Source organism: Pediococcus damnosus, from assembly GCF_001611155.1.
GTDB classification, from domain to species: domain Bacteria; phylum Bacillota; class Bacilli; order Lactobacillales; family Lactobacillaceae; genus Pediococcus; species Pediococcus damnosus.
Map to the genome: position 1 here is coordinate 1,685,624 of NZ_CP012294.1, position 19,240 is coordinate 1,704,863.

Sequence of the window (19,240 nt, forward strand, 5' to 3'; positions counted from 1 at the left end):
TATTTTTAAAAAGTATTATTAAACGCTTAACTAAGTAATTAACCATAAACATTAAACGTTTTTGTGAAAAAGGCCTTCTGAAGGCTCAATATAATGTTAATATGAGTCTGTATATTTTATATATCGACTTTTATATAATTATTGACATTATTTGGTATTAAGAAACGCAGAAAAAATAAAAATTAACTAAGCAAACCTGCTTCTAGATGACCAAAAATGACGGATGAAATATGCGTATATTTGCGGGATAGGTAATGAATTAGAAGTGATTAGGCTTAAATGCTGGATTGCTTCTTTTTTGGTTATGTTCGGTAATAGGCGGTGACTGATATGTACGACTTGACGGGACAAAGATTTGGACGACTGCTTGTCATCAAGCGTTCTACTAAAAAAGTTAAAAATCGAAACGCACAGTGGAAATGCCTTTGTGACTGCGGTAATCATGTGATTGTAGACGGTTATAATTTAAGAAATGGCACTAGCAGAAGTTGTGGATGTCTTCGACGGGATTTGGCTAAGCTAAATAGTCAGAAAAACTGCTTCTTCGAGAAGTCTAAGGGAAATCCCAATAATTTTACTAGCCCATCAGGTGTAAACTACGCCTCAATTCGAAAGGGGAAAAAGAATCATAGCGGCGTGATTGGCGTATCATACGATCAACAGCAACAGGTATGGTTTGCGAGATTAATGTTTCGTGGTAAATATGTTTTGCTTAAAAGCTTCGTTAAATTTGATGACGCAGTTGAGGCAAGAGAAGAAGCAGAAAGAGAATATTTTCATAAATAAAATAAAAAGCGTAGGTTGCAACAAGGACCTGCGCTTTTTATTTGCCAAATAGTTACTAAAATCAATGGATTGATTGATAAACTACGAATAGGTTGTATAATGGAGTCGTATATGAAGCGCTTTCAAAAAGCTTAAATTAATCATTTAGGGGAGGATGAGTAATTATGATTGCAAAATTTAAATACAAATTAAGTGGTGTTATGTTGGCAAATATTTTTCTGGAAATTCTCACAGTCATGTTTTTTGGTGATAATCTGCAATTACAGATTCCAACTCTAATTAATTTCTGGGGGCATCCAGTTTCTGAATTTACAGCTGCAAATGGTGATCAGATGACTTCATTGGTGATGGTATTGATTGTGTTTTTCGTAGCCGAAATTTTAATCGGATTGGTAAGTTTCACTATGAATAACCATACAAGGGATGAATTCTGTTTCCATATACCAGCATTTTTAGATGTTTTAAACGTAAAGCTATGGAATCTTTCTTTACTAGATGGTTTGGTGATTTGGTTAATTGGTCAATCGTGGGCCTTCGTTGCAATTGCATTTGAAGCATTTGCCATCGCAACTAGCTTAGCCGTCATTTTTAACTTAGTATTTTTACTATTTATTGTTGGAACGGTTGTTGCAAATGTGGGGATACATCAAAAACACAGATTAAGTTAGATAGCTAATATTTTGAGAGACTGGATTTTTCCAGTCTCTTTATTTTTTCTTATTATTTAAAAAAATGCATATTTTGTGTATAAAAAGTGCTAGAATAGGCAAGTATTTTTATTTTAGAGAGAAGGATTTGTTTTGGACGATTTGGAAAACACGAAGCAACATAAAATCGGGCTTGTCGGCCTGATTCTTATGGTGTTTACCTCCATTTATGGGATTTCAAATACCACAGTTGCCTATGATCAAATGGGGTATGGCGCGATTTTATGGTATGTATTGGGGGCAATTTTCTTTTTCTTGCCCAGTGTAATGATGTTTGCCGAGTATGGATCTAGTTTTAAAGAGGCCCATGGCGGAATTTATTCTTGGTTAGCCGGATCGATTGGCGAAAAACTAGCATTCATTGGAACTTTTATTTGGTTATCAGGTTGGATTGTGTGGCTGGTATCTGAAGCATCAAAAATTTGGATTCCGTTTGCGACGATGTTTTCGGGGCACGATACTACCCAATCGTGGCATTTTTTGGGATTCAATAGTATCCAAACGATTGGATTAATCGCGATTGTCTTCATGATTGCTGTGACATTTTTCTCTACGCACGGAATTAATCAAATTGCGCGATTCGCAGCGTTTGGTGGGACGATCACGTTGACAATTACGGCGCTATTCTTATTAATTAGCTTAGTATTGTTGGCAGTGCACGGGGGCCATTTGGCACAGCCATTTACGGCTCGTTCAATTATCCATTCACCAAATAGTCAGTTTTCTTCACCAATTGCGATTATGTCCTTCATTGTGTATGCAATTTTTGCTTATGGTGGGATGGAAACTATGGGTGGCGTTGTGGACAACGTTAAAGATTCCTCCAAGACGTTTCCACGCGCAATGATTATTTCAACCATCATTATGTTAGTTGCCTATTCACTCGGAATCTTTCTTTGGGGAGTCAGCGCAAACTGGCATGCCGTCCTTGGTAACAAGACGAGTGATTTAGGAAACGTGCTTTACGTTTTAATGAATAATTTAGGTGTTTCAATTGGGAAAACGATGCATTTATCGGCAGCCGCCAGCATTACGATGGGAAATTGGTTTGCTCGGGTAATTGGAATTGAAGAATTTCTATCCGATATGGGTGCCTTTTTCGTGCTTGTTTATTCACCTTTGAAATCATTTATCATGGGGTCACCAGCCAAGTTTTGGCCTAAAAAGATGACCAAACTAAACAAATATGGTGTGCCGGCTTATTCAATGTGGGTGCAGGCCATTATCGTGGTTGTGATCATATTTGCCGTCTCATTTGGTGGTAGCAACGCCCAGTCGTTCTACACCATTTTACAAGATATGGAAAATATCTCGTCGGCGGTTCCATACTTATTCTTGGTTGGGGCCTTTCCATTCTTCAAAAAACGTACCGATTTAGAGCGGCCCTTTGTCTTCTTTAAGACGAAGGCGATGACGTTGACAATTACGATCATTACGTGGTTAGTTATTCTGGTTGGAATTATTTTCACGGTGATTGAACCACTTTCTATTCATGATTATTACACGGCATTTTGGACAGTGATTGGTCCTGTTTTCTTCGCACTAGTTGCTTGGATCTTTTATGAAGTATCAGTTAGAAAGAGAAAGATTGACGTGCCACATATTGATGATATTGATTAGGAACACTAATAATCTGGAAATTCTGGCTTAATAATGAATATTAAACAAAATAGGAATCAAAATTTCTTAATTGAAATTTTTGATTCCTATTTTTAATGAACTACTTTATTTTAGATTAGTATTTACAAATTTTTCAACATTACCAATCGATTTGCTTTTAACTACATAAGCTTTAGCTGTTATTTTATCTCCAGTTTGAGTTAATAGTGCTTTTTGGAAATCATCGCCATCAACAGTATAAATGGTGTTGCTACCACTCAAGGTAAATAGTAAGGCTTGATTGTTGCTCTTTGTAACGATGACAGCTCGAGAAACGGTTCCCGAAATGGTTTTAAGCTTGGCACCGGCCGTATTGCCTGCACTGGTACCACTATCGACTAACGCTTGGCGGAAATTATCCACAGCTTCGTTGGCGTTATCCCCAGTGGCGTGGACAGATTGGTCGGACGCATCAATATAATAATATCCGCGGAAAGCACTAGTGCCATCTAAAATTGAGAGGACCCAAGTCGGCTTGCCGTTAATGTTATAAATAACCGGCATTGAGGATTTCCATTGCTGTGCCTTATAGTTGTTATCGGCATTATTCTTTGCACCATCTGAATCCATAATTCCGTGTGTCTTGTAGTAAACTAATTTCCCGGTCCGGGCGTTAATCATGGAATAGCCTAACGCACTATCTGCATCTGAACGTGGATTTGTAAAATCAGTGAAGTATTGAACCTGGCCTTGACGATCAAACGTTGAGATCACTTCACTGTTGGTGGGGACCTGAATGCCAGTTTTACTGAGGTGCATATTTAACCAACCACGTTGATATTTTCCGTAGGCGGTGTTCATATAGTCGGCAACGTCGGACGTGATTCCTTCATCAATCCAACTTGGCAGATTCTTTAAACTATATAAATTAGTTTTTCCAGTGACCGCGTTGACCGCAATGACATGCAGTTTTGAATAATTAATTCGATGACTTAATGCCATGGATTTGTAGGTTGTTTCAATGTAATAAGGGGTTCCATTTTCATCAACTTCTAATTGAGGTTCACTATTGTCAGCAACGAGCCATTGCGGATAGTCCTGATAAATATGCCGTTGCGCGTTGTTGTTAAAGTAGCTGGCGTTGGTATATTTCATTGCTTTGCGGACAAATTTAGGTTCTGCGTTAACAGAAGTGGCGTCAATTATAAAGTACCCTGGGGTTCGTTGCTTAGCCGATAGATATTTGAAAAAGCCATCAAACTCAACTGGGGCAATGTAAACAGGCTTGCCATGATAGTATTGGGCCTGAATGTCACCTAAATGAAAATATTGAGAATTAGGCACGTCACTCATATTTTTGTTCATGCGATTTTTAACTTTTTTTGGGGATAAGGCAACTGGGGTAACACCTTTTTTAAAGGTAGGCGCTGCCTTGCTGGAAACTTTTTTAGATTGAATACTTTGCGCCACTGACTTTACGGAGAAAGCCGAATGTGCTTCACCACCGCCAACGATGATGACAAGCACGAGTAGTCCAGCCCCTGCTGCAATGGTTGTGCGATTAAGACTGGAATCGGTGGTCGCTCTGAACAAAAAGTAAAAAGCGGCCAGACTAACTGCGCCCCAAATTAAGTTAGCCCCCAACAGAGAGAGGGAATTTCGGGAAGGTAACCAGACATAAGTTTGAATGATTTTTAAAATCACCAAAGATATCAAGATCCACGCTCCGTTGACAATGGTGGTGCGTCGATCAGCTGGATTAGCAGTGGCAATAAAGCCAAGCCAAATCAAAACGGGGGCAATAAAACTGAGCAAAATAATATATAGCATAATGACTCCTCCAATAAATTTATTTCTTTGCAGACTAAAATGAAACAACCTATGCATAGGATCTCATAGGTTGGCAGTTTCGTCACTATTTTTTTGAGTGTTGGGGACATTAAAAGATTAATTGGGGAAAAATGCTAAATCTAAAATAGTCTGTACAATAGGGCTATGAATAAAAACGTTTTTAAAAGATGAATGCTTTCGACGGAGATTGTTATTTGGGGGAAAATAGGAAATTACTAAAAAAATAAATATCTGGCCATTGCAACTATCAATGCTGCTCGTGATAATGATATGAAAGATAATGGCGAAATCCACGCTATTTATGTAGATTCAGATCACTATCACCGCGAATATAAATTAGAGCAATTTAAAACTGTTAGTAATACAAAAAAAGGTGTTGAATTTTAAAATTCTCAACACCTTTTTCATTCAATACTTATTTATAAATAATTACTGGCTCAGTTGTAGATGTGTTATCCCAAACGGATTTCATTTTACTTGGTGGATTATTCAAACAACCATGAGAATGATACGTATCGCGATAACTTGGATTTCCGTAAACCTTTGCTGGTTGCCATGGGCTATCGTGCATTCCCACACCATCTTCGGTCAATGGCTCCCAGTAAGAAACTTTACTGGAATATCTTGAGCCGTTATCGTTGTTTCCTGTCAGAGTAGAAGGACTTTGCTTATACAAAATGTGGAATAAGCCGGTTGGCGTTTCGTGATTTCCAGAAAGTGTGCCACTCATAACCGGAATGTCGGCTTTTTGTTTGCCATCTACATAGACATATTCGTGTAAAGTGCTTAAATTAATTTCTACACGGGTAGATCCAATGGCAGATGAACGATTGTAACTAATATTTTGGCCAGAATAATTTTTCATATCAACCTTTGCGTTTGTTTTGACAGAAGAATCAATGAATTTCTTGGCTAACATTGCGGCTTCGGTATTTACATTTAGTGACCAGCCATAATTTGAAGCTGTTGATGTGTTGGTCGAAACGGTTTTACCACTGTTTAAAAGCTTGACATCAATGGATTTACCTTGAGTACTGTCTGCATTATTAATATCTGTTAATTCAGTTTTTAGGGCTGATAAATCAACTGAAGGCGTCTTACCAGGAGTTGAATTTACCAAGTACTTTGAGCCAGTCAATTTATAATCTTTTCCACCTACGTGATAAACCAATGTCTTTGAAAGACCCTGTTCTAAGTCTTGTTTAGTTTTCTTTGCACGCGTGGAATCAGCTTTGGTGGCTTTCACATAGTCGGTATTAATCTTGATATCCTGTAACTTATTAACTTGAGATTTGTACTTAGCCAAGACTTTTGCAGCATCTACTTGAGTGCCAGTGGTGCTGGCTTGTTCTTTGATTGCGCCATTTTTTAAATAATAATAGGTAGGATGAGCGGCAGTTGCTTTTTTATTATAATCGGCAACTGCTTGAGTGACTTGCTTTTGAAGCGTGTTGTTGCGATAAGTTAAGGTAGTGTCAGAGTTGCTGATATCGACGGTTTTATTTGTTTTTGAAGCAAACAGGCCGTGATGGTTAGTTAATGCGTCCTTTACTTGAGCCGTTGTTACTTTAGTTAATTTTTGATCTTGACCATCAACTAGTAATTTATTGTTCAAATAAACGCGATTCTTTACCTTTGAAGAAGAGCTTGATAATTTTTTATCAGCTTGCGTAACGGTTAACCGTGAAACGGATTGACCGTTGATAATGGTTCCAGGTGCAAAATGGGTTTGACCATAGTGCCAGGCAAAGCCACACCCACCAATAATTATGATTACTAGTGCGGCAATCGCCCATGCAATCCCATGTTTATTTTTAGTCAATTTCTTTTTCCCCCCATTTTTTACTTTTAAAATACCTTGGACAAGTATGAAACGTGTGTCAATGGATGTCAATGAAAAAGTATTTTCTTAAATAAATCGTTGTGAACTAAATAGTGCCAGTGGCTAAGGCTGTTTTCATTAAAAAGGGCGACTTGATTTCCTATGGTACAATTAAGTTTGTGGCTATTTTTTTATATACATAACAATAATAAAATTTTTGAGGTGAGTTTTTAATGAATAATTTTGATGTACCTGATCAACCGGTTGACCAAAATGGCCGACCTTATAATCGCCTTGCCTTAGTTGTGACGCTGCTGGTTGGGACATTTAGTACCTTTCTAACAACAACCATGCTGACAACTGCTTTCCCAACTTTAATGAAATCATTTAACATTTCAACGACGACGGTTCAGTGGTTGACGACTGGATTTATGTTAATGATGGGAATTGTGATTCCAATCACAGGCTTTTTCCTTCAGCGTTTTGATACGCGAAAATTATATTTGTCGGCAATTGCGATATTTTTTGTTGGAACTGTTGTTTGTTATTTTGCACAAAGTTTTTGGACAATTTTAATTGGTCGTTTAATTGAGGCCGCAGGAGTGGGAATTACTTCACCTGTCTATCAGACCATCATGACGACCATCTTTCCACCTTCCAAACGGGGAGCCGCAATGGGGAGTGCCGGAATGGTTATCGGATTGGCGCCTGCGATTGGGCCCACATTCGCTGGGTGGGTTTTGATGCATTATTCTTGGCGGATGTTATTCCTTTCAATTATGCCAATTTCCTTATTGGTCTTAGTCTTGGGATTTTTCACATTAAGAAAAGTTTTACCTACAAAAAAGGCACCGGTTGATTGGACATCTGCGGCGATGTCAATGGTCGGATTTGGGTCAATGCTGTTTGCTTTTTCTTCAGTAGGGACGTATTCATGGACGGATCCAATTGTCTACGGAACCTTGATCATTGGGATCGTGGTAGTGGGATTATTTATTATGCGATCTTTGAAAATTAAAAACCCGTTATTACAATTTAAGGTGTTTGAACATTCTGACTTTACTTTATCGGCGATTCTGGTATCCATTTCCAACATGTCGATGAATGGATTTACGCTGGTTTTACCTTTATATTTACAAACCATTCGGGGTGAATCACCATTAGTTTCTGGTTTAACTCTGTTACCAGGGGCAATTACAATTGGAGTAATGAACCCAATTACCGGTCGAATTTTTGATCGACTGGGTGCTCGAAATATGGCGATTGCCGGGATGTTCTTACTAACCCTAACAACTGCAGCCTTTATCCCGATCACGACTCAAACACCCATTTCTTATCTGGTTTGTTTGTATGCGGTCCGGATGTTCGGAATTTCAATGGTTATGATGCCAATTACGACGACGGGAATGAATGCATTACCGCTTCATTTGATTGGTGACGGGACCGTCGTGAATAATATGGCGCGTCAAGTATTTGCTTCAATGGGAACGGTTATCTTGGTTTCTGTCATGGCAAGTGTTACGTTAAATCACACACCATCATCAACGGTTGCCCCATGCCACACCGGTTCTGTTTCAAAAATTATTGGTAGACGCAAACGTGCTGGGATTCCGATATGCCTTTCTAATTGCGACGTGTTTCGCGTTAATCGGTTTGGTACTAACTTTCTTCTTGAAAAAAGACACACGGGAGGAATATTAATATGATTGTTATTCTATTAATTGCTGGGGCTTTAATTTTCGCAATCAGCATGATTTTCATTCGGCCGGGTGTGAAAAAGCTTGTTTGGGTGTTTATCGGACTGATTTTAAGTGTGGGCAGCGTCGTTGTTTTAACGCTAAACTACAATACATTTCTAGGGATGAAAGAAGTTAGTAAAACGCAAACGTATCCACTGACTTCAAGTGTCCATGGCCAACATGTACTTTCATATCAGCAACTCGGAACCAAGAACGAACGAGTTTATTTTTATGCAACCAATCCATTGCAACAGAAATTAGCTAAAACTGATCCAAGTACTGGCAGTGTAAAAATCAAGCATAATTCAAAAATGAATCAGGTGAAAATTACCCGAGTTACGCGGGTTTATCGAAGTGAAGAAATGAAATTGCTCTTTAGCAATGGGGTTCCGAATCATCAGTTTGTCAGTCAAAACTATGAATTTAGATTAATGAGTGGCTGGAAATTGAAACAAGTTACAACTCAAGGTAAAAAAGGCTGAAATAATCGTGGTTGTAAAATATGACAGATGTGAATTAGGAGCCTAGAATAGAACTAAACTGAAGAAGGTTTAAGCCTTCTTTTTTTACGCACTCAGATTGAACCTGATCACAGTTTTGAAACGAACATACTTAATCAAAGAGGTAATCATGACAAAAAAAGCATCGAAATTAAATTTATTTGGTTTCTTTACATTAACGGCATCCATGTTGATGTCAGCGGATGAATATCCAGCATTTGCTCAATCGGGGTTACTGGCTGTATGCTATTTAGTTTTAGCCGGCGTATTTTGGTTTTTACCCGTGGCGCTTTGCTCAGCTGAAATGGCGACCATTGATGGTAATACACAAGGTGGGGTGTTTGCGTGGGTTAAGAACAGTCTTGGTACGAGATGGGGATTCTTAGCAGTCTTTTTCCAGTGGTTACAGATTACCGTCAACTTTATTACAATGATCTATTTCATTATCGGGGCGCTGTCCTACGTTTTAAATTTTCCAGCTTTGAATCATAATCCGCTGATAAAATGGGCGGCGTTTTTGGTGATTTATTGGGTGATGACCTTCATTCAATTGGGTGGGGTCGCCAAAACAGATAAATTAGTGAGCATTAGTTTTATGATTGGCATTATTTTGCCATCTGTTATTTTATTGATAATGGGAATTATGTATGTTTTAAAGACCGGTCATGTTCAGTTTGACGTGAGTCTTACTGATAATGTCCATACATTAGCGACTAATTTTTCAATTGGAACGATCGTGCCGTATATTTTAGCGTTTACGGGAATTGAAGCTTCGGCGTCATATATTAATGATCTTGATCGTCCGAGTCGTAATTATCCACTTTGTATGATTATTTTGGTTGGTTTTGCAATTCTGGTTGATTCACTAGGTGGCCTTTCCGTTGCAGCAGTGATTCCGGCGAACCATTTGACCTTAAATCAAGGTGTGATTCAGGCCGTTGCACAAATGATGAAAGTGACTTTTCCTGCTATTCAGTGGGGAGTTCATGTGATTGGTATTTTAATGGCACTGGGGATGCTTGGCGAAATTAGTTCTTGGATCATTGGGCCAGTTAAATCCTTGTTTGTGACTGCAGAAGATGGTATCTTGCCTCATTATTTCATGCATGTTAATCATGACGGGGTACCGGTGCGTTTGATTATGGTACAAGGCATTGTTGTGACGCTGATTAGTGGTTTTTTAACCGTAGTCCTCAAAGGTAGTAATGATGCTTATCAAATGGCAATGGCGCTGACGGTAATGCTGTACATCGTGACCTACATTTTGATTTTTGTGGCATATATCCATCAAGAAAAGAATGCTCCGCAAATAAAACGAGGGTTTCAAATTCCTGGAGGAAAAGTTTTTCGTTATGTGGTTGCCAGCATTGGTTTGGTAACTTCAGTGGTTGTATTGGGGTCAACGTTTATTCCATCTACCAGTATCAAAACGATTTCACCACATTTATATACTTTACTCATGGTGTTATTTTTCGTGGTTGTGATTGGGATAACCGAATTAATTTATGAGGTCGGTATTCATCGGCACAAGAAACCAACTTATAATTTTACGATTCGACATCGCCGTCCTGAAGAGGTGGATAAGCATGTTTTTCTAAAGGGGCGTTATGAACATGTGTTGCAGCATGTTGAAAAAGATGTTTCCAAAAAGTTTGATCAAGAAGAAAAGAAGTTTGAAAAACGGTAAGAGTTCAAATTTATCTTTTAAATTTTTAAGAAAGTAACAAGAACTAAAGGTTGAAAGTACAAAAATGACTTCAGTTACTGATATTAAACGGTTTAGTTCACCCAAATCAAGTTAATTGCCGTTCTCCAGCTTACTTGGCCTGGAACGGGGTGGGCACGATTTGAAGCCAAGCAGGTCACTTGTCTTCAAATTCGACCTTTATCTAAGCAATAAATTGCTAAGATAAACGGACTAATATTAGTGGTGAATCATAATTCGACGAAATTATGATTCACCACTTTTTCATTCTGTTAAAGTGGTAATGAAGTTGACATGTCGAAGTGTCATTTGGCGCATCATACGATGACGTCGCAAGATAAATTGGCAACTTCATTTGGTTCACCAATAAGCTCGCTCGAAGTCCGTTGGCTACTAAAAGTCGTGTATTGAAAATTGAGATGAGTGAATCGATGAATACAACTTTGATAAGGTGGTGTTTAAATATGATTGATATCGAAATCATATTTGGCATAGATGTAAGTAAACATAGTTCAAATGTAGCAATTTTAGCCGATGACAGTGTCATTAAAGAATTCAAGATAACTAACGATCGTATAGGTTATGAAACCCTTGATGACGCTCTTAATAGCTTTAAGTCACCCAAGGTAATTTTTGAATCTTCTGGCATCTATTCACGAAGTATTCGTGCCTTTTTACAGAGAAAAAATTGGATTTATACCGAGATTAATCCTTTGGCGGCCAAGAAAGATATGGATGGTTTTCGGCACAATAAGAATGATCAGCTGGACGCAGTAGCATTAGCCACTGCAATGGCACACTATCATTATCAATCGACGTTCAGAGAAGCAGGCGTCTATGAAGAACTGCATGATTTAGAGCGAACCTATCAAGAGTTCAACGAAGATCTCGTGCGAGCCAAGAATCGATTGCATAAGAACCTGCAGCTCACTTTTCCTGAAGTTGAACAATTTATAAGTACAACAGATGGTACTTTATATTGGCACGTTGTACAGCAGTTTCCGCATCCAACTTTCGTATTAGAAACTAAACTATCAGAATTAGCGCAACTAATTTTAAAAGCGACACTCAAGAACATGAGTGAAAAACGAGCGCTTGGCTTAGCCGAGCACCTTAAAGAATTAGCAAACAAATCCGCTCCGGCGGTTAGTAGCGATGCGTGTGCGGTTAGCTCTGTCGTTTACCTAGCTGGTGAAGTAGAGCGTCTCAATGATAAAAAAGACGAAATTATTAGAGAAATGTCCCAAATTTCAGTATCACTCAATGAGATTCCTATCCTGCAATCAATTCCAGGATTTGGCATTAAAACAGCGGTTTGCCTTCTAGCCGAACTTGGCGATATTAGTCGATTCCATAGTTCTAATGCCATTAATGCATATATCGGAATTGACTTAATTCAATATCAATCTGGAGACTACGAAATGGGACAGCACATCCGAAAACGTGGAAATTCATACGCTCGAAAAATATTGTTCAAAGCTGTTTTGAATATGGTGTGTGCTGCTAAATATCATCCCTCCAACGTCAGTATTCTTTATCAACGCAAAAAGCAATCTTCCAGTGAAACCCACACTAAGAAGATTGCCATAGCAGCGATGGGACGGCTCATTAGAACCATCTACCACCTAATTAAGAATAATGAATTGTATGATTCCAGAAAGTGCCTACCACAACACTAATACACAATTCATCTAAACTGATTATAGCACCTCAAAAAATTTAAATACCTGAGGTGTTTTTTGGCGTAGCCTAAATATTAATTTCTCAGTCCAAAAGTAGCAATCTTAAGCTAAGAATAAATAAATAGTTAACAGAGTTACTGATATCAAAGGTTTCTCTTGACTAATGGTAGAAAATTTCACCCCTGAGGCCAAAACGCCTCCGAACTTGAAAAGTCATTGTCTTTAGATGATTTGCACGAACACTTCCATAGCAACTTTTGTGCTAAATATAATTAGTTTTAATACCTGATTCAGCCTGGAAACAAATGGGTCCAGTAGTGTCATTTATCCTAACGGTTTTCGTTTAGATAAATGCCAAACTTAAAGATGTGAATTTCAGCTCTAAGGCGTGCCCACTATTACGCGTGAAGGTCGGTTTTTGTACCGAAAACCCGCAATGCTCCATACGCTATCGATTCTTGTGGCAAAGGTAGCCGCAAGAACTCGCACTACGTTCCAGCCCAAACTGCTGGAAGACGACAGCTAACTTAATTTGACTGTTATCAACTTTTTTGTACCAGGTCATTAGGTGAAGTCTTGTACTTTCAAACTTTAGACAAGAAATTAAATAAAGCAGCGGGTCAGATTTGAATTGACACGCTGCTTTTTAAGTTGAAAAAAGACTCTCCAACAATTAGAGAGTTTGAGACATTTATGATTTTACGGAGATGTCGTTAATCTTTGGTAATTGAGTAACAAAAGCCTGATAGGCGGTTTCTTCCTCTGTTTTGGTAATGGTGACATTGTCCAAATTGGCCGCATGAAGATCGGCTTCAGAGATATCAACGTGATGAGTTACCGTTGCGTTACCAATCAAATTGATTTTGTACGTTTCTCCAGTTTTGTGAACGTTCGTTTTAACCATGCCGCCAGGATTGTAAACGGTGATTTCTTGATCAAATTGTCCTTGATCAGGATGAGTCAGCGCAAACGCCAAGCTTGTTGCTGACATGCCGGTTCCGCAGGCATTTGTGAAGCCAACGCCGCGTTCATACGTTCGTACGAAAAGCTTGTTCTTTCCAAGAATCTGGGCAAAACTAACATTTACGCCATCCGGAAAGTAAGGATTTTTTGCGTTTAATCGTTTCCCAAGATTGCCCAAATCATCAGAAGCCAGTTCTTCAGCAGAAACAAAACTAATTAGATGTGGATTGGGAACGGCCAGCGATGTGAATTTAAGGTTAGGTAAAAATTCTGGAACGGCTTGATCAATTAATTCGTCAGTATTTAAATTTTTAAATGGTAATTTTTCAGCCGCAAACGAAACGGGAGAAATCTCAACACTAAACGCCGGAACGTTGGGGGCAAAACTTTCTGATTTGCTAACTTGAAGATCCGCGTTTAATGTTTGGACTTTAAATTGGTCTAGGCTTAATTCTTGGGCCAGGTAACGAGAAACAGTTCGCAAACCATTACCACACATGGACGCTTCACTACCATCGGCATTAATCACTCGCATTTGGGCAACGGCACCTTCATGAGTAGCTTGATCAATAACTAAAACGCCATCGGATCCAGCTAAGATTCCGGTTTGTGGATTGGCAATTTTTTTTGTAAACTCTACCAGTTCTTGATCAGAGAGCTTGGTTTGTAATTTGGTTTGATCTAACAAGAAAAAGTGATTTTCTGAGCCATGAACTTTCTCAATTTGCATGGATTTTGCTCCCTTCATCATTTGTTGATTCGGTTGTGAAAAATTGTTGGTAAATTTGTTTAACCGCCTTGTGGGCATCGGCACGTTTGGTTCCCAACATAATGGAAATTCGTGAAGCACCCTGATTAATCATGTGAACCCCGATCCCATTTTTGGCGAGCGGGCGAATGATATTTTCGATGGTTCCAATTCGGGAACGCATCCCTTCGCCAACCACCATAATAATGGCGTAATCGTCGATCCAATCAAGCTGATCAGGGTGGAGGGTATTGCGGATATCATAGCACATTTCATGAATTGTTTGGTCATCTAACTGATTCTTATCGAAAATGATGGTTAAATCATCAATTCCTGAAGGCATATGTTCGTAAGAAACATCATATTTATACAAAATTTGGAGAAGTTTCAGCGTAAAACCGACTTCTTTGTTAAGCAAATAACGGTGTAAATACAAAGCGGCAAACCGTTCGGAACTGGCAACCCCTGTGATTGTGTTTTGCGGATGAAAATTTTCTTCAGGGACGATCAGAGTTCCTGGAAGTTCGGGATGATTGGTATTTTTTACGTTAATTGGCACTTGGCCTTCAATAGCGGGAATAATGGCCTCATCATGAAATACAGAGAAACCGGCGTAAGAAAGTTCCCGCATTTCCCGATAGGTCATTTTTTTAATGGCCTGCGGATGGGCAATGATTTTGGGATCAGCTGCGTAAATGGCGTTCACATCTGTAAAGTTTTCGTATAAATCAGCGTGAAGGCCACGGGCAACAATGGCACCGGTAATATCCGAGCCACCTCTTGAAAAAGTAGCAATTTGCCCATTGGGTGTAAATCCAAAAAAGCCGGGGAAAACGAGTTTTTTATCAGTAAATTTTAAGTGAGCTAAATTTTCATAGGTTTCGGGGCGTACGGTTGCATCGCTAGGATCATCAGTTACAATGATTCCTGCTTCAAACGGGTCAACAAAGCGCGCTGGGACGTTGAGATGATTTAGGACACTAGTTAGCAGCATGGCATTTAAACGCTCACCATGGGCCTTAAAAGCGGCCATGAGGTACTCATTACTTGGATAGTATTCATTTGGTAAGGATTTTAATTTAGTAATGATTTTTTGGATAGGTCTAGCCGGTAGCTCAAAAAATTCACCAATCGTTTGATAACGGTTGGCAATTTTTTCGATCACTGGAGTTGCGTCCTTATGATGAATAATGGCCTGGGCGTATTTAATTAGTAAATCAGTTACTTTGATATCGGCCGAAAATCGTTTTCCTGGTGCGGAAACGACAATGACTTGTCGCTTAGGATCTGCTTTGATAATGTCGATGACTTTTTGAAAATGAGCGCCGTCCGCTAAAGAACTTCCGCCAAATTTAACAACATTCATGATTAGTTATGCCACTCCCTAAAATAGTAAAAAATAGTTTTATTAGAACTTGATTAGTTATTGTGAATTTTAGCATTTTATTTTTGAATAGCAATAAAAATATTTCTTTTTGAGTTTGGTTTTGAGCGGGAGGGTTGACTATCTGTGAAAAGTATTATAAAATTTTTAATAATTTAAGAGGTTGCAACCAACATGAGTAATGAGCGGAGTTTCTATCAAACAAAGAAACTTGTGAAAGGGACGGTTGCCGAAGCGCTGGGCTTGGATAGGAGTTCAGTATGCTGGGACGTAGTTTAAGAGATTACGGACTGTCACAGCAAAACATGTCGGCTGTGGGGCGCTATCGACGATTGATACAGAATAATGAAAAATTAATTCTGGGATCTTTTTGTTTGCGCAAAACAAAAAGATCCCTTTTTTTATTTAAAAAATAGAATTTTACGGGGGAAATTTAATGGATGAGCAGTTGGAACCAAACAAAATTAATGTAGCGGGACATTTAACAATTGGTGGCGTCGATGCTACTGAGTTAGCTCACCAGTACGGGACACCCTTAATTGCTTATGACGTGGCAGCAATTCGTCAGCAATTTCGACGTTTTAATAAAGTTTTTGAAGAAAACCAGGTTGAATACGAAGTCAGTTATGCTAGCAAAGCTTTCGCGACCGTGGGGATGTTTCAAGTAGTTGCCCAGGAGAAGGGCCATATCGATGTTGTTTCTGGTGGGGAGTTGTATACGGCGATCAAGGCCGGTTTCCCAATGGATAAAATTAGTTTTCATGGGAATAACAAATCACGCGCTGAACTTGAAATGGCTGTTGAACATCAGATTGGTGTTGTCATCGTGGATAATTTTCATGAAATTGAGTTGCTAAGTGAGATCTTGGAACAAAAAAAGCAAACCATGAACGTCATGATTCGGATCACACCAGGAATTTCAGCGCACACGCATAAATATGATCAAACTGGACAAGAAGATAGTAAGTTTGGCTTTGATATTCAGTCGGGACAGGCTGAAGAGGCACTAAAACAAATTTTGACCAATCCTCGTATGACGATGATCGGCATTCATACTCATATTGGTTCACAAATTTTTGAGGTCGAAGGTTTTGTGATGGCGGCCAACAAGTTAGTAGATTTGGCTGCGGATTGGCATGACAAATTTGATTTGGATACACAAGTCCTAAACGTTGGGGGCGGCTTTGGGATTCGGTATACTAAGGAAGATGATCCGATTGCCCCTGAAAAGTTCGTGGATGCAATTATCAAGGCCGTTCAAAAACGGGTTGGACAACGTGATCTGAAAATGCCAGCAATCTGGATTGAACCAGGCCGCTCAATTGTTGGTCCGGCTGGATACAGCTTGTATACAATTGGATCCCGAAAAGATGTCCCCGGACTGTTGCCATATGTCACGGTGGATGGCGGCATGGGTGACAACATCCGTCCCGCTTTGTACCAGGCCGACTATGAAGCTGTTTTAGCTAATCGCGCAAGTGATAAAAATGAAGAAACAGTGCGGATTGCCGGTAAATATTGTGAATCTGGCGACATTCTGATTCAAAAGCAAGCTTTACCAAAATCACAACCAGGCGATACATTAGCGATTTTAGCAACGGGCGCTTATGGGTATTCAATGGCTTCAAATTATAATCGCAATCCAAGACCAGCAGTGGTATTTGTCGAAAATGGGCAGTCTAAACTGGTGGTTAAACGGGAAAGTTACGAGGATTTAGTTCGTCTGGATCAAGATTTTATTTAGATACTTGAATGCCATATAATGTAAGAAGAGAAAAATGTTTTAAAGTTGGCTTAATTAAACAAACTTAAAGTAGAAAAGCAACGAAATTTGAAGGGTAGGCTCAAGATATGGCAAAATTAGATGCACGCAAAATTATTGATTTTATTAGTAATTCTAAAAAGAAAACAGCAGTTAAAGTATATTTGAAAGGTGATTTAGCCAAACTTGATTTTCCTGCTAGTATTCAGAATTTTGTAGAAACAAAAGCTGGAACCATTTTTGGTGATTGGGCAGATGTTAAGCCATTTCTTGAGGCAAACAAGGCCGTGATTGATGATTACGTGGTTGAAAACGATGGTCGCAATACCGCCGTGCCATTGTTGGATACTAAGAACGTGAATGCCCGCATTGAACCAGGTGCGATCATTCGTGATCAGGTGGTCATTGGCGATAATGCCGTTATTATGATGGGTGCTTTAATTAACATTGGTGCTGAAATTGGCGAAGATACAATGATTGATATGGGCGTTGTCATGGGCGGTCGCGCAATTGTGGGTAAACATGCTCACATTGGTGCCGGCACAGTTTTGGCAGGAGTTGTTGAACCTGCTTCTGCACAACCAGTGCGGATTGACGATGACGTTATGATTGGTGCCAATTCAGTCGTTTTGGAAGGCGTGCACGTTGGAAAAGGAGCGGTGGTTGCCGCTGGAGCAGTAGTTACCAAAGACGTTGCGCCTAATACTATGGTTGCTGGGGTTCCGGCTCGTAAAATGAAAGATATTGACGACCAAACGCGATCCAAAACGGAATTAGAGGACACTTTAAGAAAGCTGTAAAAGAATGGAAAAACAACGCCAAGCTCCATTAACTGAGTCGCAATTAATTAATATTTACCAAGAATTGCATCAAATTCCAGAGCTAGCAATGCAAGAGGTTGAAACCCATGCCTATTTGGAAAAAGTTGTGCGTCAGTTTGATCAAACTAATCTAGAAATTAAAGTTCCAGATGAAATGCCTACAGCTCTTTTGGTATTAGTGCATGGCAGTGCGCCAGTTCGGACCATAGGCTACCGCACAGATATTGATGGCTTACCGGTTGAAGAACAGACTGGATTACCTTTTTCATCAACTCATCCAAACGTGATGCATGCCTGTGGTCACGATATTCACATGTCAGTCGCCCTTGGTTTACTCAGCTATTTTGCGAGTCACCAACCCAAAGACAACTTGTTATTTTTCTTTCAACCTGCCGAAGAAAGTTTGAATGGTGGGAAAACCGCCTATGAACAAAATGTGTTTACCGGAAAATGGCGGCCAGATGAATTTTATGGCTTGCATGACAATCCAGATTTACCAGTTGGGGCGATTGGCTGCCGAATGGGAACTTTATTTGCCGGGACCACAGAAGTCGACGTCGATTTCTACGGTAAAGGTGGACATGCGGCATTTCCACAGGATGCTAATGATATGGTTGTCGCAGCTAGTCAATTTATTAATCAGGTTCAAACGATTGTGTCACGGAGCGTGGATCCAATTGAAGGCGGCGTGATCACATTTGGTAAGTTTGAAGCTGGGAGCATTCGAAATGTCATTGCGGGTCGGGCTCATTTAGAAGGGACCATTCGTGGACTTACGCAGACAATGATTGAACATATTGATCAGCGAATTAAAGAAGTGGCTGATGGCATTGCCCAGAGTTATCAGGCGCGGGTTGAAGTTAAACTCAATCAGGGTGGTTACTGGCCTGTCGAAAACAATCCAGTACTAACCAAGAATTTTATTACCTGTATGAAGCAGGCCAAAAACGTTCAGTTTATTGAAACGCAGCCAGCAATGACCGGTGAAGATTTTGGTTACTTGTTGGCAAAGATTCCCGGAACCATGTTTTGGCTGGGAGTTGAGGACGATTCGCAGCTGCATTCAGCTACCCTTAAACCCAACCCAAAGGCAATCTGGTTGGGCGTTACTGCCATTAGCGGATTTTTAAATGATCGAATGAATCAGTAAGTAATTGGATTTGAAAGGACT

13 protein-coding genes, 1 pseudogene and 1 riboswitch are annotated in these 19,240 nt (G+C 39.5%); of the genes and pseudogenes, 10 read left to right on the forward strand and 4 right to left on the reverse strand.

The features are described from left to right. Window positions 1-330 precede the first annotated feature (330 nt). From ADU73_RS07830 to yjeM, 3 genes are all read left to right on the forward strand, one after another. A complete protein-coding gene (locus ADU73_RS07830) occupies window positions 331-786 on the forward strand; it encodes a hypothetical protein (RefSeq protein ID WP_046871501.1) in 456 nt (151 codons plus the stop codon). Between the two features lie 164 nt (window positions 787-950). Beyond that, complete coding sequence (locus ADU73_RS07835; protein WP_046871500.1) at window positions 951-1,454, forward strand: hypothetical protein; 504 nt, start codon at window positions 951-953, stop codon at window positions 1,452-1,454. A gap of 132 nt (window positions 1,455-1,586) precedes the next feature. After that, window positions 1,587-3,113: a glutamate/gamma-aminobutyrate family transporter YjeM gene (gene yjeM / locus ADU73_RS07840; RefSeq protein ID WP_307722727.1), complete on the forward strand. Its 1,527-nt coding sequence runs from the start codon at window positions 1,587-1,589 to the stop codon at window positions 3,111-3,113. A 105-nt stretch (window positions 3,114-3,218) separates the two neighbouring features. Here the strand turns inward: yjeM and ADU73_RS07845 are convergent, their stop codons facing one another. Both ADU73_RS07845 and ADU73_RS07850 read right to left on the reverse strand, forming a co-directional pair. Then, on the reverse strand, window positions 3,219-4,922 hold the full coding sequence (locus ADU73_RS07845) for a hypothetical protein (protein WP_081113868.1): 1,704 nt from the start codon (window positions 4,920-4,922) through the stop codon (window positions 3,219-3,221). 436 nt (window positions 4,923-5,358) lie between these two features. Next, window positions 5,359-6,765, reverse strand: coding sequence for a L,D-transpeptidase (locus ADU73_RS07850; RefSeq protein WP_056986530.1), 1,407 nt, complete (start codon window positions 6,763-6,765; stop codon window positions 5,359-5,361). A 233-nt stretch (window positions 6,766-6,998) separates the two neighbouring features. Here ADU73_RS07850 and ADU73_RS07855 point away from each other — a divergent pair. From ADU73_RS07855 to ADU73_RS07870, 4 genes and pseudogenes are all read left to right on the forward strand, one after another. Then, window positions 6,999-8,466 (forward strand): annotated as a pseudogene (locus ADU73_RS07855) (MDR family MFS transporter). 1 nt (window position 8,467) lies between these two features. Then, the gene (locus tag ADU73_RS07860) at window positions 8,468-8,986 is read left to right on the forward strand and encodes a DUF4811 domain-containing protein (RefSeq protein ID WP_046872293.1); all 519 of its coding nucleotides are present in this window, start codon (window positions 8,468-8,470) and stop codon (window positions 8,984-8,986) included. 148 nt (window positions 8,987-9,134) lie between these two features. Beyond that, entirely contained in the window at window positions 9,135-10,691 is a 1,557-nt protein-coding gene (locus ADU73_RS07865) for an amino acid permease (protein ID WP_145930494.1), read from the forward strand. A gap of 482 nt (window positions 10,692-11,173) precedes the next feature. After that, the gene (locus ADU73_RS07870) at window positions 11,174-12,388 is read left to right on the forward strand and encodes an IS110 family RNA-guided transposase (RefSeq protein WP_100077853.1); all 1,215 of its coding nucleotides are present in this window, start codon (window positions 11,174-11,176) and stop codon (window positions 12,386-12,388) included. 694 nt (window positions 12,389-13,082) lie between these two features. Here ADU73_RS07870 and dapF read toward each other — a convergent pair. Together dapF and ADU73_RS07880 are read right to left on the reverse strand one after the other, a co-directional pair. Then, the gene (gene dapF, locus ADU73_RS07875) at window positions 13,083-14,084 is read right to left on the reverse strand and encodes a diaminopimelate epimerase (protein ID WP_046871348.1); all 1,002 of its coding nucleotides are present in this window, start codon (window positions 14,082-14,084) and stop codon (window positions 13,083-13,085) included. Then, window positions 14,074-15,468, reverse strand: coding sequence for an aspartate kinase (locus ADU73_RS07880; protein WP_046871347.1), 1,395 nt, complete (start codon window positions 15,466-15,468; stop codon window positions 14,074-14,076). Before ADU73_RS07880 ends, dapF begins: the two co-directional genes overlap by 11 nt. Window positions 15,469-15,635: 167 nt before the next feature. Beyond that, window positions 15,636-15,819, forward strand: a riboswitch (Lysine riboswitch). 103 nt (window positions 15,820-15,922) lie between these two features. On the opposite strand from ADU73_RS07880, the gene lysA reads away from it, so the two are divergent. From lysA to ADU73_RS07895, 3 genes are all read left to right on the forward strand, one after another. Then, the gene (lysA, locus tag ADU73_RS07885) at window positions 15,923-17,230 is read left to right on the forward strand and encodes a diaminopimelate decarboxylase (protein ID WP_056986212.1); all 1,308 of its coding nucleotides are present in this window, start codon (window positions 15,923-15,925) and stop codon (window positions 17,228-17,230) included. 107 nt (window positions 17,231-17,337) lie between these two features. Further along, window positions 17,338-18,048, forward strand: coding sequence for a 2,3,4,5-tetrahydropyridine-2,6-dicarboxylate N-acetyltransferase (gene dapD, locus ADU73_RS07890; RefSeq protein ID WP_062913369.1), 711 nt, complete (start codon window positions 17,338-17,340; stop codon window positions 18,046-18,048). Between the two features lie 4 nt (window positions 18,049-18,052). Further along, on the forward strand, window positions 18,053-19,219 hold the full coding sequence (locus ADU73_RS07895; protein WP_046871344.1) for an N-acetyldiaminopimelate deacetylase: 1,167 nt from the start codon (window positions 18,053-18,055) through the stop codon (window positions 19,217-19,219). Window positions 19,220-19,240 lie beyond the last annotated feature (21 nt).